The following is a 24,534-nucleotide window of genomic DNA, read 5'->3' as shown; positions in this document are numbered from 1 at the left end:
CGCGCGGTCAGGCCGGCCTATAGAGCGAGGCGGTCCCGACCGTCGGCTCACGCCACCTCCAGATCGAGATCGACCCAGACCGGTACGTGGTCGCTCGGCTTCTCCCAGGCGCGGACATATTTGTCGATGCCGACATCGACGAGCCTGTCGCTGGCCTGCGGCGACAGCAGCAGGTGGTCGATGCGGATGCCCCAGTTCTTCTGCCAGGCGCCGGCCTGATAGTCCCAGAACGTGTACTGGCCGGCGTCATCGGTGACGGCGCGCAGCGCGTCGGTCATGCCGAGGCCGAGCAAGGCCTGGAAGCTCTCGCGGGTCTCGGGCTTGAACAGCGCATCATTGGCCCAGGCCGCGGGATTGTGGACGTCGCGGGCATGCGGGATCACGTTGAAGTCGCCGGCAAGGATCAGCGGTTCTTCGGTCTTCAGGCGCAGCTTGGTGAATTCGCGCAGCCGCTCCATCCAGCGCAGCTTGTAGGGATACTTCTCGGTGTCCACCGGATTGCCGTTCGGCAGATACAGGCACGCGACCCGCACCACGCCCGATTTCAGCGACACCACGCCCTCGATGAACCTGGCATGCTCGTCCAGGTCGTCGCCGGCGAGGCGCGGCGTGGCTTCGTCGAGCGGATATTTGGACAGCAGGGCGACGCCGTTAAAGGTCTTCTGGCCGTGGGTGACGACATTGTAGCCGAGCGCCTCGATGGGCTCGCGCGGGAACGCGTCGTCCATGCATTTGATTTCCTGCAGGCAGACGATGTCCGGCCGGCATTCCTTGAGCCAGGTGAGCAGGTGGTCGAGCCGCTGACGGACCGAATTCACATTCCAGGTGGCAATTCTCATGGGCGCGAATTCCGGTAACAATGGTGGCAATATTGCGTCGGTGCGGCATATCATCCCCGGCGGCGGCATGATACGCTTTAAGCCTAAAGCGCACAGGTGCCGAAACAATCAGGCACGGGCGGGCAGGGGGGCGACACCCGAGCTGCGACCCGAAGGCTGTTCCAAGTGACGTTCCAGGTGACGAAGACCATATGAACAAACGCACATTGATCGCTCTCGTCGTCCTGGGTGGCGTCGCCGTCGCCGGCTATGCCACGCGGTCCTCCTGGATGGGGGGCGAGAAGGCCCAAACTCAGCCGCGCACCCGGATCGTGGCCGTCGAGCTCGCCAACGCCGAGCGCAAGCCGGTGCCGGTGGATGTGGATGCCATCGGGATGGTGACGCCGATCTCTTCGGTGGCGCTGAAGTCCCGGCTGGAAACCACCATCATCTCCGTCCACTTCCAGGACGGCGCCAAGGTCAATGAAGGCGACCTCCTCTTCACCCTTGATTCGCGCCAGATCGACGCCCAGATCGAGCAGGCCGAAGGCACGCTGGCCCGCGACCAGGCCCAGCTCGCCGGTGCCGAGCGCGACGTCCGCCGCTTCGCCGACCTGATCGGGAAGGGCGCGACCACCCAGGTCAGCCTCGACAACGCCAAGACCCAGACCGACATCCTGGCCGGCACCATCAAGGCCGACCAGTCGATGCTCGACAATCTGAAGGTCCAGAAGAGCTTCACCATCATCAAGGCGCCGTTCTCCGGGCGGATCAGCGCCGCCAATGTGAAGGTCGGCAATTTCGTGCGCCCGGCCGACACCGCGCCGCTCGCCACCATCAACCAGATGGCGCCGGTCTATGTGACCTTCACGATCCCGCAGCGCCTGCTCGCCGATCTGCGCGACGCCATGGCCGCCGGTACCACCAAGGTGGTCGCGACGATCCCGAACAGCGAGCGTTCGGAGAGCGGCAAGGTCGCCATGATCGAGAACACGGTGGATTCCACCACCGGCATGGTCACGGTCCGCGGCATCATGGACAACACCAGCGAGATCCTGTGGCCGGGCACGCTGGTGCAGACCAAGCTCATCATTCGCGTCGAGGACGGCGTCACGGTGCCGACGGTGGCCGTGCAGCGCAGCCAGACCGGGAACTTCGTTTTCGTGGTGAAGGACGGCAAGGCGCAGATCCAGCCGGTCGAGGTCGATCGCACCTTCCAGGGCCAGTCGGTGATCACCACCGGCCTGTCGGGCAATGAGGAGGTGGTGGTGGACGGTCAGCTGCTGCTGACCCAGGGCACCCAGGTCGAAGCGCGCAAACGCAAGGCCGGGGCGTAAGCCATGACCCTCTCGGAGATCTGCATCCGTCGCCCTGTGATGACCACGCTCATCACGGCGACGATCATCGCGTTCGGCATTTTCGGTTTCCGCCTGCTGCCGGTCTCGGCGCTGCCGAAAGTGGACTTCCCGACCATCGCCGTCACCGCGACTCTGCCGGGCGCCAGCGCCGACACCATGGCCGCGTCGGTCGCGGGCGTCATCGAACGCCAGCTCTCCACCATTGCCGGCATCTCGTCGATGTCGTCGTCGTCGTCGCAAGGCACGACGCAGATCACCATCCAGTTCGATCTCAACCGCAGCATCGACGCCGCAGCCCTCGACGTGCAGACCGCGCTGACCATCGCGCAGCGGCGTCTGCCGATCGAGATGACGATCCCGCCTAGCTTCCGAAAAGTAAATCCGGGTGACTTCCCGATCCTGTTCATCGCGCTGTCGTCGTCCACGCTGCCGCTCTCGGCGGTGAACGAATTCGGCGACATCACCATCGGGCAGGCGCTGTCGCAAATTCCCGGCGTCGCGCAGGTGCTGATCTACGGGACGCAGAAATTCGCCATCCGCGTCCAGGCCGATCCGGAGGCTGCGGCCGCGCGTGGCCTGTCGCTCGAAGACATCCGCACCGCCGTGTCGCGTGCCAATTCCTCGACGCCGGTCGGAACCCTCAACGGCCCCAAGCAGGACATTTCGCTACAGGCCTCCGGCCAGATGACCAAGGCCGCCGATTACAGCCAGATCGTCGTCGCCTGGCGCAACGGTTCGCCGGTGAAGCTAAACGAAGTCGCCAAGATCTATGACGCCGTCGAGAACGACAAGGTCGGCACCTGGCTGAACGGCGAACGCGCCATCGTGCTGGCGATCCAGAAACAGCCCGATGCCAACACCGTCGCGGTGGTGGATGCCGTGCGCGAGCGGCTGCCGTCGCTGCGCGCGCAGATCCCGGCCTCGGTCGAGGTCAATATGATGATGGACCGCTCGGTCTCGGTGCGCGAGGCCGTCGCCGACGTCGAGGAAACGCTGGTGATCGCCGTGGTGCTGGTGATCATCGTCATCTTCCTGTTCCTGCGCTCGGCTTCGGCCACCTTCATTCCCGCGCTGGCTGTGCCGATCTCGATCCTCGGCACCTGCGCCGTCATGTATATGCTGGACTACTCCATCAACAACATGACGCTGCTGGCGATGACGCTGTCCGTCGGCTTCGTGGTCGACGACGCCATCGTGATGCTGGAAAACATCGTCCGCCACATCGAGCGCGGCATGCAGCCTTTCGAGGCCGCATTGAAGGGCGCGCGCGAAATCGGCTTCACGATCATCTCGATCACCTTCTCGCTGATTGCCGTGTTCATCCCGGTGCTGCTGATGGGCGGCATCGTCGGCCGTGTGTTCCGCGAATTCGCAGTGACGATCTCGGTCGCCATCGTCGTCTCCGGCTTCGTGTCGCTGACGCTGACGCCGATGCTGTGCGCGCGCGTGCTGCGGGCGCATGATCCCAATCACAAAGAGAACGTCGTCCTGCGCCTGTTCGAGCGCATGTTCGCGGCCTGGCTGCGCGCCTATGAATGGTCGCTGGACCGCGTACTCGCCTACAAGGCCGTCATGCTGCTGGTGACGCTCGCGACACTGGGCGGCACCGTCTATCTCTACATGATCGTGCCGAAGGGCTTCTTCCCGCAGGAAGACACCGGCTTCCTTACCGGCATCACCGAGGCCGCCACCGACACCTCGTTCGAAGCCATGAAGGCGCGGCAGGCCGCACTGGTCGATGTGCTGAAATCCGATCCGGCGGTTGAATATATCAACTCCACCGTCGGCTCCGGCGGTCCCAATGCAACGGCCAATTACGGCCGCCTGTTTGTGGCGCTGAAGCCGAAGAAGCAGCGCGAGGCGGCGCCGGTCGTGATGGCACGTCTGCGCCAGAAGGCGACGGCGGTGCCGGGCCTGCAGGCCTTCTTCCAGAGCATCCAGAACCTGAATATCGGCGGCCGACCGTCGAAGAGCCAGTATCAATATGTCCTGCAGAGCAGCGACACCGAGCAGCTCTATCGGCTGGCGCCCGAGATGCGCGAGGCGATCTCGAAAGTGCCGGGCCTGCTCGACGTGACCACGGACCTCTACATCAAGAACCCGCAGATGACGGTCGATATCGACCGCGAGAAGGCAGCGGTCTACGGCATCACCGTTGATCAGGTCCGCAACCAGCTCTACAACGCCTTCGGTGCGCGGCAGATCGGCACGATCTATACGCCGACCAATGACTATCAGATCATCCTGGAGGCGCAGCCGCAGTTCCGCGTCGATCCCAGCGATCTCTCCAAGCTCTATATGAAGACCTCGGCCAACCAGACCATTCCGCTGTCGGCGGTGGCGAAACTGGTGCCGACGGTGGGCCCGCTGCAGATCAACCATCAGGGCCAGCAGCCCGCGGTGACGATCTCGTTCAACCTGCAGCCCGGCTATTCGCTGGGCTATGCGGTGGACCAGATCACGAAGATCGAAAGCGACAGTAAGCTCCCGGTGACGATTGCGACGGGCTTCTCGGGCACCGCGCAGGTGTTCCAGGACAGTTTGCGCGGGCAGGGCGTGCTGATCCTCGCCGCCGTGTTCGCGGCCTTCGTGATCCTCGGCATTCTCTATGAGAGCTTCATCCATCCGATCACGATCATTTCCGGCCTGCCATCGGCGGGCATCGGCGCCATCCTGACGCTGATGCTGTTCAAGATGGAAATGTCGGTCATCGCCATGATCGGCATCGTGATGCTGGTCGGCATCGTGAAGAAGAACGCCATCATGATGGTGGACTTCGCGCTGGAGCGCCGCCGTGTCGGTCTCTCCGCGGAACACGCCATCCGTGAAGCCGCGCTGCTGCGTTTCCGCCCGATCATGATGACCACTTTCGCGGCGATCTTCGGCACGCTGCCCATCGCCATCGGTGCCGGCGCCGGCGCCGAACTGCGCCAGCCGCTCGGCGTCGCCGTGGTCGGTGGCCTCTGTCTGTCGCAGCTCCTGACGCTCTACATCACGCCGGTGATCTACATCTATCTCGACCGCATCGATCGCAAGTTGAAGCGCAAGCTGCAGCCGCAGATCGAGGACGACGAGATCGACGGCCGCCCGCGGGTCGTTGCGGCGGAGTGATGTCGTAGCCTGGATGAAGCGAAGCGAAATCCAGGGACAGCAGAACAAATCGAGACGTCGGTCCCCGGATTGCGCTGCGCTCCATCCGGGCTACGCAGGAGCATCACATGTCGATCAAGGCCCTTTGCGCTGCAGTCGCTCTCGTTACTTGCGTCGTCGCCGCACGCGCCGATGACCGCATCGAAATCTTCGACGCCCACATGCACTACAACTGGGAGCCGAAACCCTATTACCAGCCTGACGAGGTGCTGGAGGTTTTCAAGCGCAACCGCGTCACCGGCATCCTCGCAACCTCCCGCCCGAACACCGGCACCCATGTGCTGATGGACAAGCAGGCGGACGGCAAGGCCAGCGGTTTGCAGGTGGTGCCGTTCATCCGGCCGTATCGCATTCGCGCCGATATCGGGTCGTGGTTCAACGATTCCGTGATCTTCGATCTCGTGCAGGACGAATACAAGCGCGGCTATTATCGCGGCGTCGGCGAATTCCATCTCACCGGCAAGGCCGCCGATACGGAGATGGTGAAGAAGACCGTCGACTTCGCCGTCGAGAAGAATCTCTATCTGCACGCGCATGCCGATGCCGAGGCCGTCGAGATCCTGATGCGCCACAATCCGAAGGCACAGATCATCTGGGCGCATACGGGCTTCAGCCTCGGCCCCGATCGCGTCGCCGCGATGCTGCAAAAATATCCGAAACTGTGGGGCGAACTGTCCTATCGTAGCGGCATCGTCGACGGATCAGGCAAACTGACGCCGGAATGGCGAAAACTGTTCGAGACCTATCCGGATCGCTTCCTGGTCGGCTCCGACACCTGGGTGCCGGAACGCTGGGCGAGCTATGACGACATCATGGCCGGCTACCGCGCCTGGCTCGCGCAGCTTCCGCCCGTGATCGCGAAGAAGATCGCCCACGGCAATGCGCGGGCGTTGTTTGCGGAGAAGTAGGGGCGGGGGTTGGTGGGTTGATACGCGGGCGCCGGTGGTTTCCCTCCCGGAGCGAAGCGAATGGGGAGGGGGGCGCGTAGCGCCGGGTGGGGTGTCTCCCCACGTGACGTCGGCGTTTGTGGCAGCACCCCACCCGTCTCGAAGCTCGCTGAACGCTCGCTTCTCACCACCCTCCCAGTCGCTGCGCTCCGGGGAGGGAAAAGAAGGCGCCGCTGCGCGGCTTGGGAGAGGGAGAAGACAACAGAAGCGCACTCGCGCCACTAACGCCGTTATCGAAACCGGAACAGCGCTGACGCTCAGATCGAAAAACTCGTCCCGCAGCCACACGATGCCGTCGCGTTCGGGTTGACCACGCGGAACGAGGCGCCGATGAGGTCGTCGACGAAATCGAGTTCGGAGCCGGCGAGAAACGGTGCCGATGCGGGATCGACGAGCACCACGGCGGTGTCGCGCTCGATCACCACGTCGTCTTCCGCCTTGGCGCGTTCGACGTCGAACTTGTACTGGAAGCCGGAGCAGCCGCCGCCTTCGACGGAGACGCGTAACATCGCGCCGTCACCTTCGGCCTTTAGAATCTCGCCGATCCGGCGCGCAGCGCTGGCGCTGACGGTGAGGGGGGCGTCGATCGTGGCAGTGTCGGTCATGTCTGGCTCCGCCGGAGGGATTCGGACTATTTGAATCTCCCGCGCCCCATAGTTAAGTGCGGCAGCCCCCGGAATCAATTGGATCAAGGATAAACAGCCGTGTCGGTCGGAATGGCAGCTCCCCGCGCTCCTTATGCCTGTGATTCCGAGCGCAGCCGCGGCCGGTTGTTCCCGGAAGCGCCGAGCCGGACCCGCAGCGCATTCCGCCGGGACTGCGACCGGGTGATCCATTCCACCGCGTTCCGCCGGCTGAAGCACAAGACCCAGGTCTTCGTGTTCCACGAGGGTGATCATTACCGCACACGCCTGACGCATACGCTGGAGGTCGCCCAGATCGCCCGCGCCGTGGCGCGGCAGCTCGGCCTCGACGAGGACCTCACCGAAACGCTGGCGCTGGCGCATGATCTCGGCCATCCGCCATTCGGCCACGCCGGCGAACGCGCGCTGGATGCCTGTCTCGAGGCCCATGGAGGCTTCGACCACAATGCGCAGGCGCTGCATGTGGTCACCGCGCTGGAGCACCGCTATCCCGATTTCGACGGCCTCAACCTGACCTGGGAATCCCTCGAAGGCATCGTCAAGCACAACGGCCCGCTGACGACGCCGAATGGCACGCCGCTCGACCGCTACGCGCAGCACGGCCTGCCGCTCGGCATCACCGCGTTCAATGCCCGGTTCGACCTCGAACTCGGCAGCTATGCCTCGCTGGAAGCGCAGGCGGCGGCGATCGCCGACGATATCGCCTATGACGCCCACGATATCGACGATGGCCTGCGCGCGGGCCTGTTCAGCATCGACGACCTCACGGCGATCCCGCTGGTGGCCGGTGTCGTCGCCGATATCGATGCGCGCTATCCCGGCCTCGATCAGGATCGCCGCGGCGCGGAGCTGGTGCGCGAGCTGATCTCCTATCTGATCGGCTCCGTGGTGAGCGAGGCGCAGCGGCGGCTGGACGAGGTGAGGCCGCGCTCGGCCGAGGAGGTCCGGCATTGCGGCCGGCAGCTCATCGCCTTCTCCGCGGAAGCTGCCGAGGCCGAGCGTGCCGTCAAAGCCTTCCTCTGGACCGGTATGTATCGCCATCCGCGCGTCATGCGGGTGATGGTCGAGGCCGAGTGCCTGGTCGCCGACCTGTTCTCGCGCTACATGCGCCAACCCGACGACCTGCCGCCGGACTGGCAGGCCGGCGCGACCGCCAAGGCGGAATCGGAGGCCGAGCAGGCCCGCCGGATCGGTAATTTTATCGCCGGGATGACCGACCGTTTCGCCATCACCGAGCATGTCCGGCTCTTTGACTCGACCCCGGAATTGCGTTGAATCAGTAAGTCTCTGCTTTTATTGTGAAATATTCGGGTTTGCGCGCCGCCGTTTGGCTGCGTGCAAACCGCGCCCAAAATGCTAATCAGCGCACAAATCCATGCCGGGTGAGTCCGGCTCAGCCCGGTTCCTGTACCTAATGACCACTTCCGCTCCGACGCCGCATCTGTTCGCCAATGTGCTCGCCCGCGTGCATGCGATCTGCAACGACCTGATCACCGACGGCGTGCTGCCTGCCGGCATCGATCTGTCGCGTATCGTCGTCGAGCCAACCAAGGATGCATCCCACGGCGACATGGCGAGCAATGCCGCGATGGTGCTGGCCAAGGAGGCCAAGGCCAAGCCGCGCGATCTCGCGGACGCGATCGCCGCCAAATTGCGCGCCGATGACCTCATCACGTCTGTCGATGTCGCCGGTCCCGGCTTCATCAATCTGACGCTGAAGACCACGGTCTGGGCCGACGCGCTGCGTGCCGTTTTGCGCGACGGCGATTCCTATGGCCGCAGCGCCATCGGTGGCGGCGAGAAGGTCAATGTCGAGTATGTCTCGGCCAATCCGACCGGTCCGATGCATGTCGGCCATTGCCGCGGCGCGGTGTTTGGCGATGCGCTGGCGAGCTTGCTGGACATCGCGGGATTTGGGGTCACCCGCGAATATTACATCAATGATGCCGGCGCCCAGGTGGATGTGCTCGGCCGCTCGGCATTCCTTCGCTATCGCGAAGCGCTGGGCGAGGCGATCGGCGAAATCCCGGAAGGCCTGTATCCCGGCGACTATCTGCAGCCGGTCGGGCAGGCGCTGGCTGCGGAGCATGGCGCTGCGCTGAAGGATATGCCGGAAGAGCAGTGGCTGCCGATCACGCGTGCCAAGGCTATCGACATGATGATGGAGATGATCAAGGGCGATCTCGCAGCCCTGAACATCAGCCACGAAATGTTCTTCTCGGAGCGTTCGCTGATCACGGGCGCGACCGATCAGGTCGGGGCGACCATCGATTTCCTGCGCGCCAAGGGCGACGTCTATGAGGGCCGCCTGCCGCCGCCGAAGGGCAAGCCAATCGACGACTACGAGGATCGCGAGCAGACCCTGTTCCGCGCCACCGCCTACGGCGACGACGTCGACCGCCCGCTTTTGAAGTCGAATGGCGGCTACACCTATTTTGCCTCCGACATCGCCTATCACAAGACCAAGGTCGATCGCGGCTTCCGCAGCATGGTGGACGTCTGGGGCGCCGATCACGGCGGCTATATCAAGCGCGTGCAGGCGGCGATCAAGGCGGTCACCGACGGCAAGGGCGATCTGGATGTGAAGATCGTCCAGCTGGTCAAGCTGCTGCGCAATGGCGAGCCGGTGAAGATGTCGAAGCGCTCCGGCGATTTCGTCACCTTGCGCGAAGTCGTGGACGAGGTCGGCTCCGACGCCGTCCGCTTCATGATGCTGTTCCGGAAGAACGACGCCGTGCTGGATTTCGACCTCGCCAAGGTCATCGAGCAGTCCAAGGACAATCCGGTTTTCTATGTGCAGTACGGTCACGCCCGCGGCCATTCGATCTTCCGCAATGCGCGGGAGCAGATGCCGGAGGTCGCCGACCTGCCTCTGGAAAGCGCGGCGCGGACTGCCTACCTCAAGGATGCGGCAATGGAGCGGCTGGACGATCCGGCCGAGCTGAGCCTGCTGCGGCAGCTCGCTTTGTATCCGCGGATGATCGAAGCGGCGGCCACGGCGCATGAGCCGCACCGGATCGCTTTCTACCTCTACGACCTGGCCAGCGCCTTCCATGCGCACTGGACCCAGGGGCGCGATGCGCCTCATTTACGCTTCATTATCACTAATGATGCAGAACTTACTAAAGCACGTCTGGCACTCGTGCAGAGCATCGTTTCCGTTCTTAGGTCAGGACTAGCCGTTCTCGGCGTCTCCGCTCCGAATGAGATGCGTTAGTAGTTGAGTAATAAATTGGGAATGGTCGCGGCATGGGGGTGTGTCGCGGTCAATGACAGGCAGCAATCTCGTCCGGTCGGCGAGGTGGCGGCTTTCCCGCAGGGGATGTGACATCACCATGGCCAATCAATACCAGAACCGATCTTACCCCGCAGGCGCCGGTTACAATGACCAGCGCTCGCAAGGCGAGGGTGATCCCTTGGCAGAACTGGCGCGCCTGATCGGTCAGACCGATCCGTTCGCTGCGCCCGCCCGTCCGTCGGCAGCCCAGACGCAGCGTCGTGCCGAGCCAGCGCCCGCCTATCACGACGAGCCGGAAGAGCCGTTCGAGACTGCGCCGACCCCGCCGCCGTGGATGCAGCGCGTCGCCGCGCAGCGTGCCGCTCAGCCGGTCGAGCCGGAGCCGCAGCATTACAGCCAGCCGCGGCCTGAGCCGGAATTCGATTTCCAGCAGCAGTATGAACAGGGTCCGCAACCCGATACGCAGGCTTATGCCGCAAGCGGATACGCTCCGCAGGGCTATGCAGCCCATGAGCCGCAGGCTCATGCTGGCTACGATGCCTATGGTCATCCGCAGCAGGCGCATGCTTACGAGACGCAGGCTCATCAGCCCGATCCGAACCGTTACGACGATGCACTGTATGGCCAGCCCGATCACGGGCAGCAGGTCTATCAGCAGGATCAGTATCAGGACGATCCCTATGGCTATCCGCAGGGGATTATGCGGACGAGGAGCCGGCGCCGAAGCGTCGCAGCGGCATGAAGACCGTTGCCGCGGTGCTTGCGCTCGCCATCGTCGGTACTGGCGGCGCGTTCGCTTATCGGACCTTTGTCGGCCCAACCCGCAGCGGCGAGCCGCCGGTGATCAAGGCAGAGCCCGGCCCGAACAAGATCATTCCGCCGTCGGCAACCGCCGCCAGCGACAGCGGCAAGCAACTCGACCGTCTGGCCAGTGGCCAGGAGCGCCTGGTGCCCCGCGAGGAAACGCCTGTGAACGTGCAGGATGCCACCAAGGCCGGCGGCCCGCGCGTGGTGTTCCCGCCACTGAACCAGAATAACAATCCGCCGACCACCGCGAGTGTCTCGCCGGCAAACAAGCCGATGGTCGCAAACAATGCCGTTAATGGCGACGAGCCACGCCGGGTCCGCACTTTGGCGGTCCGCGGTGATCAGATGGACGCGGCCGCGGTTCCGGCGGCACGCGCAGCTCCTGGCCGGCCGACCACGCCGGCTGCGATGCCGGCCGTCAATTCCAATGCCTCGGCCAACGCGCCGATGCAGCTGTCGCCCCAGCCGGCTCCGGCCGCGCCTGCGACCCGCTCGGCGTCGCTGAACGCTGCCCCGCAGGATGTCGCCCCGGCGTCAACCGGCGGCTATGTGGTCCAGATCTCGTCGCAGCGCAGCGATGCTGATGCCCGTGCCTCGTTCAAGGCGCTGCAGGGCAAATACCCCTCGGTGCTCGGTTCCCGCTCGGCCGTGATCAAGAAGGCTGATCTCGGCGACAAGGGAACATATTACCGGGCCATGGTCGGCCCGTTCGGTTCCGCGGATGAAGCGCTCCAGTTCCGCAAGAATCTGGAAGCTGCCGGTGGACCGCAGGGAATAGTCCAAAGGAATTAACGGCGCTTTCCTTGACCCTGCGTGGTGATGGGGCCTAATCGGCCCCATGAGCACCCGCGCTTTCATCACCGGAATATCCGGCCTCGAATTGACCGCTGACGAGCGCGCCTTTTTGCGCGCCGAGCGTCCGTGGGGCTTCATTCTTTTCAAACGTAACATCGATAATCCGGCCCAAGTTGCTGCGCTGGTTGAAGAATTGCGTGAGACGACAGGCGATCTCGGGGCGCCGGTCCTGATCGATCAGGAAGGTGGCCGGGTTCAGCGCCTTGGTCCGCCGCATTGGCCCGTTTATCCGCCGGGGGCGGTCTTCAGCGCGCTCTACGATATCCAGCCGGATCTGGGCCTCCGCGCTGCCTGGCTGAGCTCACGGCTCATTGCTGCCGATCTGATCGATCTCGGGATCACCGTGGACTGCCTGCCACTGGCGGATGTGCCAGTGGAGGGTGCCGACGCCGTGATCGGCAATCGCGCCTATGGCACGACGCCGGCCAAGGTGGCGGCCATTGCGCGGGCCGTGACCGATGGTCTGGCGGATGGCGGCGTGCTGCCGGTGCTCAAGCATATTCCGGGTCACGGCCGCGCCAATGCCGACAGTCATCACAAGTTGCCAATCGTAGATAGCTCGAAGAGTGAGCTTGAAGCCTCTGATTTTGAAGCGTTTCGTCCGCTTGCCGACCTGCCGATGGCGATGACTGCACATGTTGTGTTTAACGCCCTGGATGCCACTCAGCCGGCCACGACTTCTGCGACAATCATCAATGAAGTGATTCGCGGCAGTATCGGTTTCCAGGGTTTGTTGATGAGTGATGACGTGTCCATGAATGCTCTGGCGGGATCGATCGCCGAGCGAACCCGCGCCATCGTGAGCGCCGGCTGCGACGTCGTCTTGCACTGCAACGGCCAGCTGGACGAGATGCGCGCAGTCGCCGCCGAGACCCCGCTGCTCAAAGGCAAAGCCGACGAGCGTGCCCGGGCTGCCATCGCCGCGCGTCAGCAGCCAAAGCCGTTCGACCGCGTGGCGGGGCGTGCGGAACTCGACCAACTGATTGCACGGACGGGAGCCAGCGCATGAGCGCCGAAATTCTGTCGTTTGAAACCGGACGTCCGACGGAAATCGTCACCAATGACGAGCCAGCACTGGTCATCGACGTCGAGGGTTATGAAGGCCCGCTCGACCTGTTGCTGACGCTTGCGCGCCAGCAGAAGGTCGATCTGCACAAGATTTCGATCCTGGCGCTGGCCGACCAATATCTGTTGTTCATCGAGGAAGCGCGAAAGATCCGGCTGGAACTCGCGGCCGACTATCTGGTCATGGCGGCTTGGCTGGCCTTCCTGAAGTCGCGCCTGTTGTTGCCGGAACAGACGACCCAGGAAGAGGGCCCGAGCGCCGAGGATATGGCGACCGCGCTGGCCAACCGGCTGCGCCGCCTCGAAGCGATCCGGAGCGCGGCCGACCAACTGATGGCCCGGCCGCAGCTCGGCCGTGACACGTTTCCGCGTGGGGCGCCTGAGCAGATCGCCGAAATCAAGCAGCAGAAGTTCACCGCGACGCTGTACGATCTGCTGTCGGCCTATGCGACCCAGCGTCAGGCCCGCGTGTTGACCCGCGTCCATCTCGCCAAGCGCACCGTCTGGTCGCTGAGCGAGGCCCGCGCCTCACTGGAGCGGCTCATCGGCATGGCCGAGGACTGGAGTCGTCTGGACGAATATTTGCTGGCCTATGTGCCCGATCCGCAGCAACGCGCCACCGTAATGGCGTCGAGCTTTGCGGCGGCGCTGGAGCTTGTCCGCGAGGGCACGCTCGATCTCAGCCAGAGCGAAGCATTTGCACCCCTGTATTTCCGCAAGCATGTGGGCCCTCCGCCCGTGCCTGTGGCGCCGGTCGTTCCGGCTGAGTAAGTGAGAGAAGGAGATCCGGACATGGCCAGTGTCGCGAAGAAACATATCGACGCTGTCGAGGATCAGGTTGAGGACATGCCGCAGGCCGAGGCCGCGCAGCAGTACGAAGCCGCGCATCAGCACGACGACGAGCCATCCGACGTGATTGCCGCGCAGTCGGAGGTCGTCGCCGAGCAGGACGAATCCGCGCAGGCCGACGAGCCCGAAGTGAAAGATGACAGCATGCAGCAGGCTGGGTCCGTGATGTTGGCTGAAGTCGCTGCGGAGGACGAGCCGGAGGTCGCGGCGCGCCCCGAAGAGATGCGCATTCTCGAAGCCCTGCTGTTCGCCTCCACCGAGCCGCTCGACCAGTCCGCGCTGGCCAAGCGCATGCCCGAAGGCGTGAACGTCAAGAAAGCACTGGAAGCGCTGCAGGCGGATTACGCCATGCGCGGGATCAATCTGGTGCGCATCGCCAACAAATGGACCTTCCGTACCGCCGGCGATCTCGCCTGGCTGATGACCCGCGAGACCAGCGAGACCAAGAAGCTGTCGCGCGCCGCCGTCGAGGTGCTGGCGATCGTGGCCTATCACCAGCCGGTGACCCGCGCCGAGATCGAAGACATCCGCGGCGTCGTGACCTCCAAGGGCACGCTCGACGTCTTGCTGGAAACTGGATGGATCAAGCCGCGCGGCCGCCGCAAGACACCGGGCCGTCCGCTGACCTTCGGCACCACCGATACATTCCTGTCCCAGTTCGGCCTTGAAGCGCTCGGCGATCTGCCGGGTCTCGAAGAGCTGAAGGGCACGGGCCTGCTCGATTCGCGCCTGCCGGCCGGCTTCAGCGTGCCCAATCCGTCCGACGATCCGCAGCTCCGCGAGGACGAGGATCCGCTGGAGGATAGCGAGCTTCACCTGTCGCTTTCCGAGCCCGATCCGGAGTTCCCGGAAGCGCAGGGCGAGCAGGCCGAAACGGCGTCTGACGATGAGGCAAAAGCAGAAGTCATTGGCTTTGCGGATTTGGCGGGGACAGACGCTGCAGCAGGCGATATCGACGATCTGACCGACGCTGAAGAAGCCGAAGCGCCGGCACTCGGCGTCGTCGAGATCGACGAAGACGACGCGGACGACAGCGAAGACGCGGAAGACGTCGCCGAAACGGGGCAGGCCGAGACCGAAACTGCGGAACTCGACGCCGACGAGGCGGATGAGGACGATTTCGACGACGAAGACGACCTCGACGAGGACGACGAGGACGAGGAAATCGACGCCGATGGCTCGGACGAGGGGGCTTCGGAGGACGAGGCGCCGAAGTCGGACGAGGATGACGATCAGCACCGCTGATGCGACATTAACGCTCGCGACGTTACGACTTGTCCATGCGCGATTCCGCGGTGGTTAAGTCCTTGTTTTTGACGAACCCGCGGCCTACGTTCCGGTTAAATCAGGCCGGTACGCCGGCTCCGTGTTTGGAGGGTTAGCAGGATGGGTTCTCTCAGCATTTGGCACTGGATCGTGGTGATCGCGGTGGTCCTGCTGTTGTTCGGTCGCGGCAAGATCTCCGATCTCATGGGTGACGTCGCGCAGGGCATCAAGGCATTCAAGAAGGGCATGGCGGACGACGACAAGCCGGCCGAGAAGCCCGCTGATCCGAACAAGACCATCGATCAGGCTCCCTCGGCGCCGACCGCCAACCGGTCGGATGTCGGCAGCAAGGCTGTCTAAGGTCAAGGCTGTTTGGGTCTAGTCGCAGCGGACGGGTCAGAAGGCGCGGCTCGTCCGGCCTGTGAGCAGGTTGTTACATGTTCGATATCGGGTGGAGTGAACTGGTCGTCATCGGCGTCGTTGCGCTGATCGCCATCGGCCCGAAAGAATTGCCCGGCGTCCTGCGCATGGTCGGTCAATGGATGGGCAAGGCCCGTCGCATGGCCTCGGAATTCCAGGGCCAGTTCAACGAGGCCATGCGCGAAGCCGAAATGGCCGACGTCAAAAAGGCGTTCGACGACGTCAAGGACGCCGCCTCGGATTTTTCCAAGAACAACATCATGACCTCGCTGACCAAGGATGTCAGCGATGCCATGACCGTCGACAAGATCGACAATGTCACCACGCCCCCGGTTGAGCCGACCACGCCGGAGCCACCGACGCCGGACACCTTTATCGAGGCTGCAGCGCATGATGCGGTCAACGAGCCGCTCGCCATTACGCGTGAAGTCCTGCCGCCCCCGGCCGAGCCTGTGGCTACCAGCGACGTGCCCGTTGCTACCGACCACGTTGAACCGTCTGCCGAGTCCGGCAATCCCGAAGTCCTGAAGAACGCCAAAGCCCTATGAGCGCCGAAGATATCGAGGCCTCGAAGGCCCCCTTGATGGACCACCTGATCGAGCTGCGGTCGCGGCTGATCAAGGCGCTGCTGGCATTCGCGCTGGCCTTCATCTTCTGCTTCATCTTCGCCAAGCAGATCTACAACGTGCTGGTCTGGCCATTCGTGTGGATTGCGGGGCCGGAGAACTCGAAGTTCATCTACACAGCGCTGCTCGAATACTTCCTGACGCAGCTGAAGCTCGCCATGTTCGGCGCCGGTTTCATCTCGTTTCCGGTGATCGCGGCGCAGATCTACATGTTCGTCGCGCCGGGCCTCTACAAGCATGAGAAGGGGGCGTTCCTGCCCTATCTCATCGCAACGCCGTTCTTCTTCGTGTTGGGGTCATTGCTGGTCTATTTCATGGTCCTGCCGATGCTGATCCGCTTCTCGCTGGGCATGCAGCAGACCGGCGGCGCGGAGACTGCGCAGATCGCGCTGCTGCCGAAGGTCGGCGAATATTTGTCGCTGATGATGTCGCTGATCTTTGCTTTCGGCATCGCGTTCCAGCTGCCAGTCATTCTCACCTTGCTTGGCCGCATCGGGGTGCTCACGTCGAAGCAACTGCGCGACAAGCGTCGCTATTTCATTGTCGGCGCCTTCGTCATCGCCGCAGTGCTGACGCCGCCGGACGTGATCAGCCAGCTGTCGCTCGCGATCCCACTGATGATCCTCTATGAGGGCTCGATCTACTCGGTGGCCATCGTGGAGAAGAACGCAGCGAAACGGGCTGCGGCAGCGACCGGGACGGATCTGACGACGGTGGAGTAAGGACGTGTTTCTTGCAATTTTCCGTACTTCAATCTACCTTAGATTGTAGTTCGGTTGGTGGCGAGGAAGCACATGACCGTTACCTTTGACACGCTGACTTATTCCAAACGTTTGCGCGAGGCGGGCGTCCCCAAGGAACAGGCGGACGCTCATGCAGGTGCAGCCCTTTACCTGTTCAAAGCTATCAGTCCCAGCACCGTTGTTCTCGAAGCGCCCGAAGCCAAGTCTCATCTGCCTGCGTCTTCGGTGGATATGACGGCGGCGATAGATCGGATGGTATGGCAGGTCACCGTGCGCGTCGGCGGTCTCATCCTTTTGGCTGTTTCTGTCCTCGCGGTGTTCGTCGTCGGCGTCTTAGGAAAGGCTTCGCCTCCCATTTGATGTTCCAAATGGCAGCCATTCGGGGTACTCAGGGCCGCTTTCCCTAGGAATCCCGCTATGCACGACATCAAATCGATCCGCGACAATCCCGAAGCCTTTGACGCTGCGCTGAAGCGGCGCGGTTTGGCTGCGATGTCGTCGTCGTTGCTGGCCATCGACGAGGCCCGGCGCACCGCGATCCTGGCGTCCGAACAGGCGCAGGCGCGCCGCAATGCAGCCTCGAAGGAAATCGGCGAGGCCAAGAAGACCAAGGACGAGGCGCGCGCAAATGCGCTGATGGCCGAGGTTGCCGAGCTCAAGACCACGATGCCGGAGATGGAAGCGGCGGTGAAGGCGGCTGAGGACCAGTTGCGCACCGAGCTTGCCGGCATTCCGAACCTGCCGCTCGACGATGTGCCGGAAGGCACGGACGAGCATGGCAATGTCGAGCGTCACCACTTTGGCGCCAAGCGCAACTACGCTTTCACGACAAAGCCGCACTACGAGATCGGCGAAGCCATGGGCTTCATGGATTTCGAGGCGGCCGCAAAACTGTCGGGCGCACGTTTCGTCGTGCTGAAAAAAGGCCTCGCGCGGCTTGAGCGTGCGATCGGGCAATTCATGCTCGACCTGCACACGAACGAACACGGCTACACCGAAGTGAATCCACCACTGCTGGTGCGTGACGATGCGATGTTCGGCACGGCGCAGCTGCCGAAGTTTCGCGATGATCAGTTCGCCGCTGGTGCCCTTGGCAATGAGGGGCAGGGCTATTGGCTTATCCCGACGGCCGAAGTGCCGCTGACCAATCTCGTTCGCGAGTCCATTCTCGACGAGAAAGAGCTGCCGCTGCGTTTCACCGCGCTGACGCCGTGCTTCCGCGCTGAAGCAGGTGCGGCCGGCCGCGATACGCGCGGCATGATCCGGCAGCATCAGTTCACTAAGGTCGAGCTGGTTTCGGTCACGACGCCCGAGGAGAGCAGGAACGAGCATGAACGCATGCTGTCCTGTGCCGAGGAAGTGCTGAAGAAGCTCGGCCTGCATTATCGGGTGATGACGCTGTGCACGGGCGACATGGGCTTTGCCGCGCAAAAAACCTACGACATCGAGGTGTGGATGCCGGGACAAGGCGAGGGAGGCGCTTACCGCGAAATTTCGTCCTGCTCGGTCTGCGGCGATTTCCAGGCACGCCGGATGGACGCGCGGTCGCGCGGGCCGGACGGCAAGCCGCGTTTCGTGCATACGTTGAACGGTTCGGGCACGGCCGTCGGTCGCGCGTTGATCGCCGTGATCGAGAACTATCAGCAGGAAGACGGCTCCATCGCGGTGCCGGATGTCCTGCAGCCCTATATGGGCGGGCTCAAGGTCATTCAGGCGAATTGATTTTGCCTGAATGCGTCACGCACGGCTCGCAGTCACGAGCGAGCATTTTGCCTTTGAGGCGCGCACATTGATGTGGCCGACAAGTGTCATCGGAAACGCCTTGCGGCTCTTCATGGCGACGGTGTCGGCGACCATCTTGCGACGCTCGGTGGTGTAGCGGCCGTCGCGGCTCCTGAAGGCGCAGAGCAGTTCGAGATCCTTGATGTCATAGGCATTGGCGTTGCGCACCGTGAAGGTCATCAATGCCCGCGATCCCATGCCGCCACGACGAAACGACTGGCGCGACAGGCGCACCTTGTCGAGATCGACCGTCTCGGCCATCTCGACCGAGGGCGGCGGCTTTGTGTCGGTGATCTTGCTGTCGTCCTGCGGAGTGGCAACGGCCAGGTTCAATGTCAGGTCGGGCTCAGGTGCTTTGGCAAAGCTCGGGATCAGCATCCAGCCGACGATGCCGATTGCGACAATAGCGCAAGCACCGAGCCAGATTCGTCGATCAAGCACCGTGACCATGTTCCTCGCCTCGATAGGCGTTGCGGCCAGGTTCGCGGCCGCGCGCTAAAGTCCGAAACGCATCAACACGCAGTAAGCGAGGGGAGAACGGCGCTGCCGGGCGGCTGGTTCCCGTGCGCCGGAAAAATGGCCCACACGGGCAACGTACAGCGTCGAATAGGGGGTGGCAAAAGCCCCTTGGGCTGGCAAAAAGTCCGCAACGGCCGGGTCGGCCAGTATCGAAAGGGCTGACGCGCATGCGCATTCTCTGCACCAATGACGACGGTATTCACGCGCCGGGCCTGCAGATCATCGAGCAGATCGCCAAGCAATTGTCCGACGATGTCTGGGTCGTTGCGCCTGAGCTCGATCAGTCCGGCGTCTCGCATTCGTTGTCGCTGAACGATCCGCTGCGCCTGCGCGAAGTCAGCGAGCGGCACTATGCCGTGCGTGGCACGCCGACCGACTGCGTCATTATGGGCGCGCGGCACATCCTCAAGGACAAGCAGCCGGATCTGGTGCTGTCCGGCGTCAATAAGGGCCGCAATGTTGCCGAGGACGTGGTCTATTCCGGCACGATCGCCGGCGCGCTCGAAGGCACGATCCTGGGCTTCCCGTCGGTGGCGCTGAGCCAGGAATTCTCCATGGAAACGCGCAACAATCCGCAATGGGAAACCGCGCTGAAGCACGGGCCGGATGTGCTGCGCAAGGTGATCAAGGCGGGCGTGCCGAAGAACACGGTCATCAATATCAACTTCCCGGCCTGCGACGCAGATGAGGTCAAGGGCGTCGTGGTAACGCGGCAAGGCAAGCGCAATCAGGGTTTTCTGCGGATCGACGAGCGCCGCGACGGCCGCAATAACCCGTATTTCTGGATCGGTTTCGAACGGATCGTGGCAGCAGAGGCGCCGCCCGAAGGCACCGACCTCGCAGCACTCGCAGCCCGGTATGTGTCAGTCACGCCGTTGCGTCTAGACCGTACGGACGATGCGTTCTCGGACGTGTTGCACAAGGCGCTCGGCTGAGACTGAAGCCTAGACGGCCACGCCCTTGAGCGTGGTCGCCAGCACCTGGGCCAGCGTTTCCATCTGGAACGGCTTCTGCAATGTCGGGCGATCCCGAAAATCTTCCGGAAGTCCCTGCGCGCCGTAGCCGGTTGCGAAAATGAAGGGCTTCTTGCGGGCGGCCAGTGCTTCGGCGACGGGCGAGATCACCTTGCCGTTGACGTTGACATCGAGGATGGCAACGTCGAATTCGGCGCTCCCCGCAAGACGGGTGGCCTCTACGATGTCACCGGCTTCCGCGGCTACGCGGTAACCCAGCTCTTCGAGCATGTCGGCGACCATCATGCGGATCATCACCTCGTCTTCAACGAGGAAGACGGAGCCGCCCGGCTGGTTCGCTTCAGTCATGGCCGCATTCCCTGCATCATCCTGATGTAACGTCGCAAATTCCGGGATTGAACGCAATCGCGCGGCTTCTCGATTTCGAGTGAGTCAAAGAGACCATCACCGGCACGGATGTGTCCGGTTTCCGACGTTGACTGGCGAAAATCGATGATCCCCAAGTGCCTGTAACCGGTAAAACCTTGTCGGGTTCCGCGTTCGGAACAATAAAGTCGAAGCGACGCCCTCCTTGTTCCCGGCGCAGATTGCGTCAACTTATTTAGGGTATTCGGACGCCATCGCAGGTCGATGGCAGAAGAGGTCCCGAAGTGAGGTTTTCCATGGCGGATGCCGTTCAGCCGCCCGAGCAGATGCGGTTTCAGCTGAGCCTGCGTCGTCGCGGGATCAGCGATCGGCGCGTATTGCGCGCAATGGAAGAGGTGCCGCGCGATCGTTTCGTGGGCGCCGCAGATCAGGGCTATGCGTGGCGGGATTCGGCATTGCCGATCGCCTGCGGCCAGACCATCAGCCAGCCTTTCGTCGTGGCCTATATGACCGAGCAGTTGCAGCTCGACAGCCGGCATCGCGTGCTCGAGATCGGGACCGGGTCGGGCTATCAGGCGGCGGTGCTGGCGAAGCTGGTGCGGGAGGTGCTCAGCATCGAGCGGTACCGCACACTGGCCGACACGGCGCGGGCACAGCTCGAGCAGCTGGACCTCTATAATGTCGAGGTCATGTTGGGCGACGGCCTCAATCTCGCGCCCAATCTCGGCACCTTCGACCGCATCATCGTCACTGCGGCGGTCGAGGCCGTGCCGCAATCGTTAATCGAGCTGCTCGGTGAGGGCGGCGTTCTGGTGGCGCCGGTGGGGCCACATCACGGCGTGCAGACGCTGGTGCGTCTCCGCAAGTCGGGTGGCCAGATCGAGTACCGCGATCTCGTTGACGTCCGCTTCGTGCCCGCGCTTCCGGGGATCGCACGCGAGCTCTGAACAACTGCGTGATCACCTTTCACAGCTTTGTCGCAGGGTTAAAGGCTTGGTAACGGAGACGGTGTTTACTCAATTCAGTCGTTTGTTGCGTATGAGTGAGTAACCAATGTCCAGCGTTGTCGAGTTGCTTTGCTCACGTCGAGTTCCGCAGGTTGCGGTGCTGGCGTTGATGTCAATCGGATTTGCCGGCTGCAGTGCCGACATGTCGACACGCCTTTCCCAGACATTCGATTCCAATCCGCGTGGCAGTCAGCCACAGCAGTTCGGCTGGCAGCGTGAGGCGACAGGCTCGATTCCACAGCAGCCGATGACGCATTCCGCGCCGCGCGAGCTGCCGCAGTATCAGCGCCCGGCCTATACGCCGCAGCCACAATATCAGTCCCAGCCGTTGCCGCCGCCGATTGCGGCGCCGCAGTCTTATCCGTCCGCTCCGCGTCCGGTCGCATCCGCTGCGCCGATGAGCGGTGGGGGCAATGGCATGTATACGCCGCCGCCCGCGCGGGCGCCGATCGAGCACACCGGCAGCACCGCGCCGCGCTCGGTGGCCGCCGCCCGTGCGCCCGCCGCGCAGAATGGCACCACGATTATCGTGGGCACCAGCGACACGCTGGACGGCCTGTCGAAGCGCTACAATGTCTCGCAGGCTGCGATCCTGCAGGCGAATGGCTATCGCGGTCCGCGCGCACTGTCGCCAGGCCAGTCGCTGATCATTCCGCGCCAGGGTGCTGTCGCCGCGCCGGCAGTCGCAACTGCACCGGCCAAGCCGGCCGCTGCTGCAACGACGCACTACGTCAATCGCGGCGATACGTTGATGAGCATCTCGCGCAAGAACAACGTGCCGGTCGCTGAACTCGCCCGCGCCAATGGATTGTCGCCGACCGCCCAGTTGAAGCTTGGCAGCAAGATCAATGTGCCTGCCGGACGTTCGGCCGTCGCTGCTGCGCCCACCGCATCTGCTCCGGCGCCGCTCGGTGCGCCGTCCACCATCGCGGCTGCGCCGGTAGCGCCAGTCGCAACGGCTCCCGCGCGTGTTGCCGCCGTCGAACCGCAGCAGAAGGCCCGTCTCGCCAGCGCAACTGCGACGCCGGAAGAAACGGTCTCCGAGGCTCCGGCCAAGGCTGCTGAAGCCACCGGTGCGCTGCCAACCTTCCGCTGGCCAGTGCGCGGTCGCGTCGTGACCGGTTATGGTGCGAAGACCAACGGCAAGTCGAATGACGGCATCAACGTTGCCGTGCCGGAAGGCACGCCGGTGAAGGCTGCTGAAGATGGTGTCGTCGCTTACGCCGGCAACGAACTCAAAGGCTACGGCAATCTCGTGCTGGTGCGCCACTCGAACGGCTATGTGACCGCCTATGCGCATGCCAGCGAACTGATGGTGAAGCGTGGCGAGACCATCAAGCGCGGTCAGGTGATCATGAAGTCCGGCCAGTCCGGCGAAGTCGGTTCGCCGCAGCTGCACTTCGAAATCCGCAAGGGCTCGTCGCCGGTGGATCCGCTGCAGTTCCTCAACGGCGCGTAAGCGACCGATCGACACAGATACTAAAATGGCGCCGACGTCTCCGTCGGCGCCATTTTCATTCTCGGCTGTGCGATGTTTACTTGGTCGCCAGCTTCACGCCCAAGCGGCCCGCCAGTTCCTGCACGAATTGCCAGGCCACGCGGCCCGAGCGCGAGCCGCGGGTGGTGGACCATTCCAGTGCTTCGCGCTGCAGCTGGTCATCGGCGATTTTGACTTTGAAGTGGCTGCAATAGCCGCGCACCATCGCGAGATATTCGTCCTGGCTGCATTTGTGGAAGCCAAGCCAGAGACCAAAGCGATCTGACAGCGAGACCTTTTCTTCCACGGCTTCGCCGGGATTGATCGAGGTCGAGCGCTCGTTCTCGATCATGTCGCGGGCGAGCAGGTGACGGCGGTTCGAGGTCGCATAGAGAATGACGTTTTCCGGCCGGCCCTCGATGCCGCCTTCGAGCACGGCTTTCAGCGACTTGTAGGACGCGTCATTGCCGTCGAAGGAGAGGTCGTCGCAGAACACGATGAAGTAGAAGTCCGAGGCGCGGATCTGCGACATCAGTAGCGGCAGGCTCTCGATGTCCTCGCGATGGATCTCCACCAGTTTCAGTCGGCCATTGACCGACTTCGAGGCATTGATCCGCGCATGCGCGGCCTTCACCAGCGACGACTTGCCCATGCCGCGGGCGCCCCAGAGCAGGGCGTTATTGGCGGGGAGGCCATTGGCGAAGCGACGGGTGTTCTCGATCAGGGTATCGACCTGCTGGTTGATGCCCTGCAGCAGGTCGAGTTCGACGCGCGATACCTTGGGCACCGGCGCGAGGCGGCCGTCCGGGTGCCAGATGAAGGCATCGGCGCTGGCCAGAGAATCGGCATTCGAGACTTTTGGCGCGGCCGCGGCCATGTTGGCGGCGATCGCTTCCAGCGCCACGGCGATGCGTTCTTCCAGGCCGGGGGCGGCCATCGGTCGCGGGCGCTTGGGAGCGGCTTTCCGGGCGGGGGCTTGGCGGCTTTGGGGGCAGGGCGGCGGCTGGTTTTATTGGGTTTTTTTGACATTTCTGACTTTCCTCGGCCCGCACCCTTAACCATCCGGGAACAGCTCCGCAAGCGGTACAAAGCGCTTGTACATCAAGGGGGTTAGGAGCGTTGCAATTGGCTTGCCGGCCGCTATAGTCCGCGCCGAATTTACCGAGACCGGGCCGAACGCGGCTGCGTCGCCGGTCAACTCCCGCATTCACGAGGACTTTCGATGTTCATTACCCCTGCGTTCGCCCAGGCCGCAGCCGCCGGCAACGATACCAACAGCATGCTGATGTCGCTGCTGCCGTTCGCGCTGATCTTCGTGATCATGTATTTCCTGATCCTGCGCCCGCAGCAGAAGAAGGTGCGCGACCACGCCGAAATGGTGAAGAACATCCGCCGCGGCGACACCATCGTCACCTCGGGCGGTCTGGTCGGCAAGGTCACCAAGGTGGTCGATGACGAGCAGATCGAATTCGAACTCTCGGAAGGCGTGCGCGTCCGCCAGCTGCGTTCGATGATCTCCGGCGTCCGCACCAAGGGCGAGCCCGCCAAGGACAAGGGCGAGAAGACCGAAACCAAGGCCGAGGCCAAGGACGACGCGGCGGCGAAGTAATTCGCCGCGCGACT

Annotated in this window: 23 protein-coding genes and 1 pseudogene; 19 read left to right on the top strand and 5 right to left on the bottom strand. The window is 63.4% G+C overall.

All coding sequences use genetic code 11. The annotated features are described in order from the left end of the window. Positions 1-47: 47 nt before the first annotated feature. The gene (gene xth, locus RPMA_RS16000; protein ID WP_211908634.1) at positions 48-839 is read right to left on the bottom strand and encodes an exodeoxyribonuclease III; all 792 of its coding nucleotides are present in this window, start codon (positions 837-839) and stop codon (positions 48-50) included. A 191-nt stretch (positions 840-1,030) separates the two neighbouring features. Between xth and RPMA_RS15995 the strand changes: the two genes are divergently transcribed. The 3 genes from RPMA_RS15995 to RPMA_RS15985 all read left to right on the top strand — a co-directional run bounded on the left by RPMA_RS15995 (position 1,031) and on the right by RPMA_RS15985 (position 6,234). Further along, positions 1,031-2,155 (top strand): efflux RND transporter periplasmic adaptor subunit, encoded by a 1,125-nt coding sequence (locus tag RPMA_RS15995; protein ID WP_211908626.1) that lies wholly within the window; start codon positions 1,031-1,033, stop codon positions 2,153-2,155. Between the two features lie 3 nt (positions 2,156-2,158). Continuing rightward, complete coding sequence (locus RPMA_RS15990) at positions 2,159-5,287, top strand: efflux RND transporter permease subunit (protein WP_211908624.1); 3,129 nt, start codon at positions 2,159-2,161, stop codon at positions 5,285-5,287. A 107-nt stretch (positions 5,288-5,394) separates the two neighbouring features. Then, positions 5,395-6,234 carry an amidohydrolase family protein gene (locus RPMA_RS15985; protein WP_211908616.1) on the top strand — a complete coding sequence of 280 codons (840 nt, stop codon included), beginning with the start codon at positions 5,395-5,397 and terminating at the stop codon, positions 6,232-6,234. A gap of 296 nt (positions 6,235-6,530) precedes the next feature. Here the strand turns inward: RPMA_RS15985 and erpA are convergent, their stop codons facing one another. Next, positions 6,531-6,878, bottom strand: coding sequence for an iron-sulfur cluster insertion protein ErpA (gene erpA, locus RPMA_RS15980; RefSeq protein WP_211908613.1), 348 nt, complete (start codon positions 6,876-6,878; stop codon positions 6,531-6,533). Between the two features lie 99 nt (positions 6,879-6,977). Here erpA and RPMA_RS15975 point away from each other — a divergent pair, with 99 nt between their 5' ends. From RPMA_RS15975 to serS, 12 genes are all read left to right on the top strand, one after another. Then, positions 6,978-8,192: a deoxyguanosinetriphosphate triphosphohydrolase gene (locus tag RPMA_RS15975; protein ID WP_211908610.1), complete on the top strand. Its 1,215-nt coding sequence runs from the start codon at positions 6,978-6,980 to the stop codon at positions 8,190-8,192. Positions 8,193-8,331: 139 nt separating this feature from the next. Continuing rightward, positions 8,332-10,134: an arginine--tRNA ligase gene (gene argS, locus RPMA_RS15970; RefSeq protein WP_211908608.1), complete on the top strand. Its 1,803-nt coding sequence runs from the start codon at positions 8,332-8,334 to the stop codon at positions 10,132-10,134. 118 nt (positions 10,135-10,252) lie between these two features. Then, complete coding sequence (locus RPMA_RS28420) at positions 10,253-10,897, top strand: hypothetical protein (RefSeq protein WP_328516521.1); 645 nt, start codon at positions 10,253-10,255, stop codon at positions 10,895-10,897. Beyond that, positions 10,894-11,754, top strand: coding sequence for an SPOR domain-containing protein (locus RPMA_RS28415; RefSeq protein WP_328516520.1), 861 nt, complete (start codon positions 10,894-10,896; stop codon positions 11,752-11,754). Before RPMA_RS28420 ends, RPMA_RS28415 begins: the two co-directional genes overlap by 4 nt. 46 nt (positions 11,755-11,800) lie before the next feature. Then, complete coding sequence (gene nagZ, locus RPMA_RS15960; RefSeq protein ID WP_211908606.1) at positions 11,801-12,826, top strand: beta-N-acetylhexosaminidase; 1,026 nt, start codon at positions 11,801-11,803, stop codon at positions 12,824-12,826. Continuing rightward, positions 12,823-13,653 carry a segregation and condensation protein A gene (locus RPMA_RS15955; RefSeq protein ID WP_211908604.1) on the top strand — a complete coding sequence of 277 codons (831 nt, stop codon included), beginning with the start codon at positions 12,823-12,825 and terminating at the stop codon, positions 13,651-13,653. Before nagZ ends, RPMA_RS15955 begins: the two co-directional genes overlap by 4 nt. 222 nt (positions 13,654-13,875) lie before the next feature. Then, positions 13,876-14,976, top strand: a complete 1,101-nt coding sequence (gene scpB / locus RPMA_RS15950) for an SMC-Scp complex subunit ScpB (RefSeq protein ID WP_211913686.1) — start codon at positions 13,876-13,878, stop codon at positions 14,974-14,976. Between the two features lie 141 nt (positions 14,977-15,117). Next, complete coding sequence (locus RPMA_RS15945; RefSeq protein ID WP_211908602.1) at positions 15,118-15,357, top strand: twin-arginine translocase TatA/TatE family subunit; 240 nt, start codon at positions 15,118-15,120, stop codon at positions 15,355-15,357. A gap of 77 nt (positions 15,358-15,434) precedes the next feature. Next, complete coding sequence (gene tatB, locus RPMA_RS15940) at positions 15,435-15,965, top strand: Sec-independent protein translocase protein TatB (RefSeq protein ID WP_211908600.1); 531 nt, start codon at positions 15,435-15,437, stop codon at positions 15,963-15,965. Next, the gene (gene tatC / locus RPMA_RS15935) at positions 15,962-16,765 is read left to right on the top strand and encodes a twin-arginine translocase subunit TatC (RefSeq protein ID WP_211908598.1); all 804 of its coding nucleotides are present in this window, start codon (positions 15,962-15,964) and stop codon (positions 16,763-16,765) included. Before tatB ends, tatC begins: the two co-directional genes overlap by 4 nt. A 72-nt stretch (positions 16,766-16,837) precedes the next feature. Beyond that, positions 16,838-17,146, top strand: coding sequence for a hypothetical protein (locus RPMA_RS15930; RefSeq protein WP_211908596.1), 309 nt, complete (start codon positions 16,838-16,840; stop codon positions 17,144-17,146). Between the two features lie 57 nt (positions 17,147-17,203). Beyond that, positions 17,204-18,508 (top strand): serine--tRNA ligase, encoded by a 1,305-nt coding sequence (serS, locus tag RPMA_RS15925; RefSeq protein ID WP_211908594.1) that lies wholly within the window; start codon positions 17,204-17,206, stop codon positions 18,506-18,508. A 15-nt stretch (positions 18,509-18,523) separates the two neighbouring features. On the opposite strand, the gene RPMA_RS15920 is transcribed toward serS, so the two are convergent. Then, a complete protein-coding gene (locus tag RPMA_RS15920) occupies positions 18,524-19,018 on the bottom strand; it encodes a hypothetical protein (RefSeq protein ID WP_211908592.1) in 495 nt (164 codons plus the stop codon). Positions 19,019-19,254: 236 nt separating this feature from the next. Between RPMA_RS15920 and surE the strand changes: the two genes are divergently transcribed. Beyond that, on the top strand, positions 19,255-20,022 hold the full coding sequence (gene surE, locus RPMA_RS15915; RefSeq protein ID WP_211908590.1) for a 5'/3'-nucleotidase SurE: 768 nt from the start codon (positions 19,255-19,257) through the stop codon (positions 20,020-20,022). Positions 20,023-20,031: 9 nt separating this feature from the next. Here surE and RPMA_RS15910 read toward each other — a convergent pair whose 3' ends face one another. Further along, the gene (locus RPMA_RS15910) at positions 20,032-20,409 is read right to left on the bottom strand and encodes a response regulator (RefSeq protein WP_211908588.1); all 378 of its coding nucleotides are present in this window, start codon (positions 20,407-20,409) and stop codon (positions 20,032-20,034) included. Between the two features lie 314 nt (positions 20,410-20,723). Here RPMA_RS15910 and RPMA_RS15905 point away from each other — a divergent pair, with 314 nt between their 5' ends. Together RPMA_RS15905 and RPMA_RS15900 are read left to right on the top strand one after the other, a co-directional pair. Then, positions 20,724-21,374: a protein-L-isoaspartate(D-aspartate) O-methyltransferase gene (locus tag RPMA_RS15905; RefSeq protein ID WP_249225218.1), complete on the top strand. Its 651-nt coding sequence runs from the start codon at positions 20,724-20,726 to the stop codon at positions 21,372-21,374. A 106-nt stretch (positions 21,375-21,480) separates the two neighbouring features. After that, positions 21,481-22,893: a LysM peptidoglycan-binding domain-containing M23 family metallopeptidase gene (locus RPMA_RS15900; protein ID WP_211908579.1), complete on the top strand. Its 1,413-nt coding sequence runs from the start codon at positions 21,481-21,483 to the stop codon at positions 22,891-22,893. A gap of 76 nt (positions 22,894-22,969) precedes the next feature. On the opposite strand, the pseudogene RPMA_RS15895 reads toward RPMA_RS15900, so the two are convergent. Then, positions 22,970-23,940 (bottom strand): annotated as a pseudogene (locus RPMA_RS15895) (ATP-binding protein). A gap of 193 nt (positions 23,941-24,133) precedes the next feature. Between RPMA_RS15895 and yajC the strand changes: the two are divergent. Next, entirely contained in the window at positions 24,134-24,520 is a 387-nt protein-coding gene (gene yajC, locus RPMA_RS15890; RefSeq protein ID WP_211908575.1) for a preprotein translocase subunit YajC, read from the top strand. Positions 24,521-24,534 lie beyond the last annotated feature (14 nt).

The organism is Tardiphaga alba (genome assembly GCF_018279705.1).
Taxonomy (GTDB): domain Bacteria; phylum Pseudomonadota; class Alphaproteobacteria; order Rhizobiales; family Xanthobacteraceae; genus Tardiphaga; species Tardiphaga alba.
Note: the sequence above shows the minus strand (reverse complement) of the source record. Positions and strands in the feature narration are given on the sequence as shown.

Excerpts from the sequence above, each read along its gene's own strand:
- xth (WP_211908634.1), bottom strand. The coding sequence starts at position 839 with ATGAGAATTGCCACCTGGAATGTGAATTCGGTCCGTCAGCGGCTCGAC.
- RPMA_RS15995 (WP_211908626.1), top strand. The coding sequence starts at position 1,031 with ATGAACAAACGCACATTGATCGCTCTCGTCGTCCTGGGTGGCGTCGCC.
- RPMA_RS15990 (WP_211908624.1), top strand. The coding sequence starts at position 2,159 with ATGACCCTCTCGGAGATCTGCATCCGTCGCCCTGTGATGACCACGCTC.
- RPMA_RS15985 (WP_211908616.1), top strand. The coding sequence starts at position 5,395 with ATGTCGATCAAGGCCCTTTGCGCTGCAGTCGCTCTCGTTACTTGCGTC.
- erpA (WP_211908613.1), bottom strand. The coding sequence starts at position 6,878 with ATGACCGACACTGCCACGATCGACGCCCCCCTCACCGTCAGCGCCAGC.
- argS (WP_211908608.1), top strand. The coding sequence starts at position 8,332 with ATGACCACTTCCGCTCCGACGCCGCATCTGTTCGCCAATGTGCTCGCC.
- RPMA_RS28420 (WP_328516521.1), top strand. The coding sequence starts at position 10,253 with ATGGCCAATCAATACCAGAACCGATCTTACCCCGCAGGCGCCGGTTAC.
- RPMA_RS28415 (WP_328516520.1), top strand. The coding sequence starts at position 10,894 with ATGAAGACCGTTGCCGCGGTGCTTGCGCTCGCCATCGTCGGTACTGGC.
- nagZ (WP_211908606.1), top strand. The coding sequence starts at position 11,801 with ATGAGCACCCGCGCTTTCATCACCGGAATATCCGGCCTCGAATTGACC.
- RPMA_RS15955 (WP_211908604.1), top strand. The coding sequence starts at position 12,823 with ATGAGCGCCGAAATTCTGTCGTTTGAAACCGGACGTCCGACGGAAATC.
- scpB (WP_211913686.1), top strand. The coding sequence starts at position 13,876 with ATGCAGCAGGCTGGGTCCGTGATGTTGGCTGAAGTCGCTGCGGAGGAC.
- RPMA_RS15945 (WP_211908602.1), top strand. The coding sequence starts at position 15,118 with ATGGGTTCTCTCAGCATTTGGCACTGGATCGTGGTGATCGCGGTGGTC.
- tatB (WP_211908600.1), top strand. The coding sequence starts at position 15,435 with ATGTTCGATATCGGGTGGAGTGAACTGGTCGTCATCGGCGTCGTTGCG.
- tatC (WP_211908598.1), top strand. The coding sequence starts at position 15,962 with ATGAGCGCCGAAGATATCGAGGCCTCGAAGGCCCCCTTGATGGACCAC.
- RPMA_RS15930 (WP_211908596.1), top strand. The coding sequence starts at position 16,838 with ATGACCGTTACCTTTGACACGCTGACTTATTCCAAACGTTTGCGCGAG.
- serS (WP_211908594.1), top strand. The coding sequence starts at position 17,204 with ATGCACGACATCAAATCGATCCGCGACAATCCCGAAGCCTTTGACGCT.
- RPMA_RS15920 (WP_211908592.1), bottom strand. The coding sequence starts at position 19,018 with ATGGTCACGGTGCTTGATCGACGAATCTGGCTCGGTGCTTGCGCTATT.
- surE (WP_211908590.1), top strand. The coding sequence starts at position 19,255 with ATGCGCATTCTCTGCACCAATGACGACGGTATTCACGCGCCGGGCCTG.
- RPMA_RS15910 (WP_211908588.1), bottom strand. The coding sequence starts at position 20,409 with ATGACTGAAGCGAACCAGCCGGGCGGCTCCGTCTTCCTCGTTGAAGAC.
- RPMA_RS15905 (WP_249225218.1), top strand. The coding sequence starts at position 20,724 with ATGGCGGATGCCGTTCAGCCGCCCGAGCAGATGCGGTTTCAGCTGAGC.
- RPMA_RS15900 (WP_211908579.1), top strand. The coding sequence starts at position 21,481 with ATGTCCAGCGTTGTCGAGTTGCTTTGCTCACGTCGAGTTCCGCAGGTT.
- yajC (WP_211908575.1), top strand. The coding sequence starts at position 24,134 with ATGTTCATTACCCCTGCGTTCGCCCAGGCCGCAGCCGCCGGCAACGAT.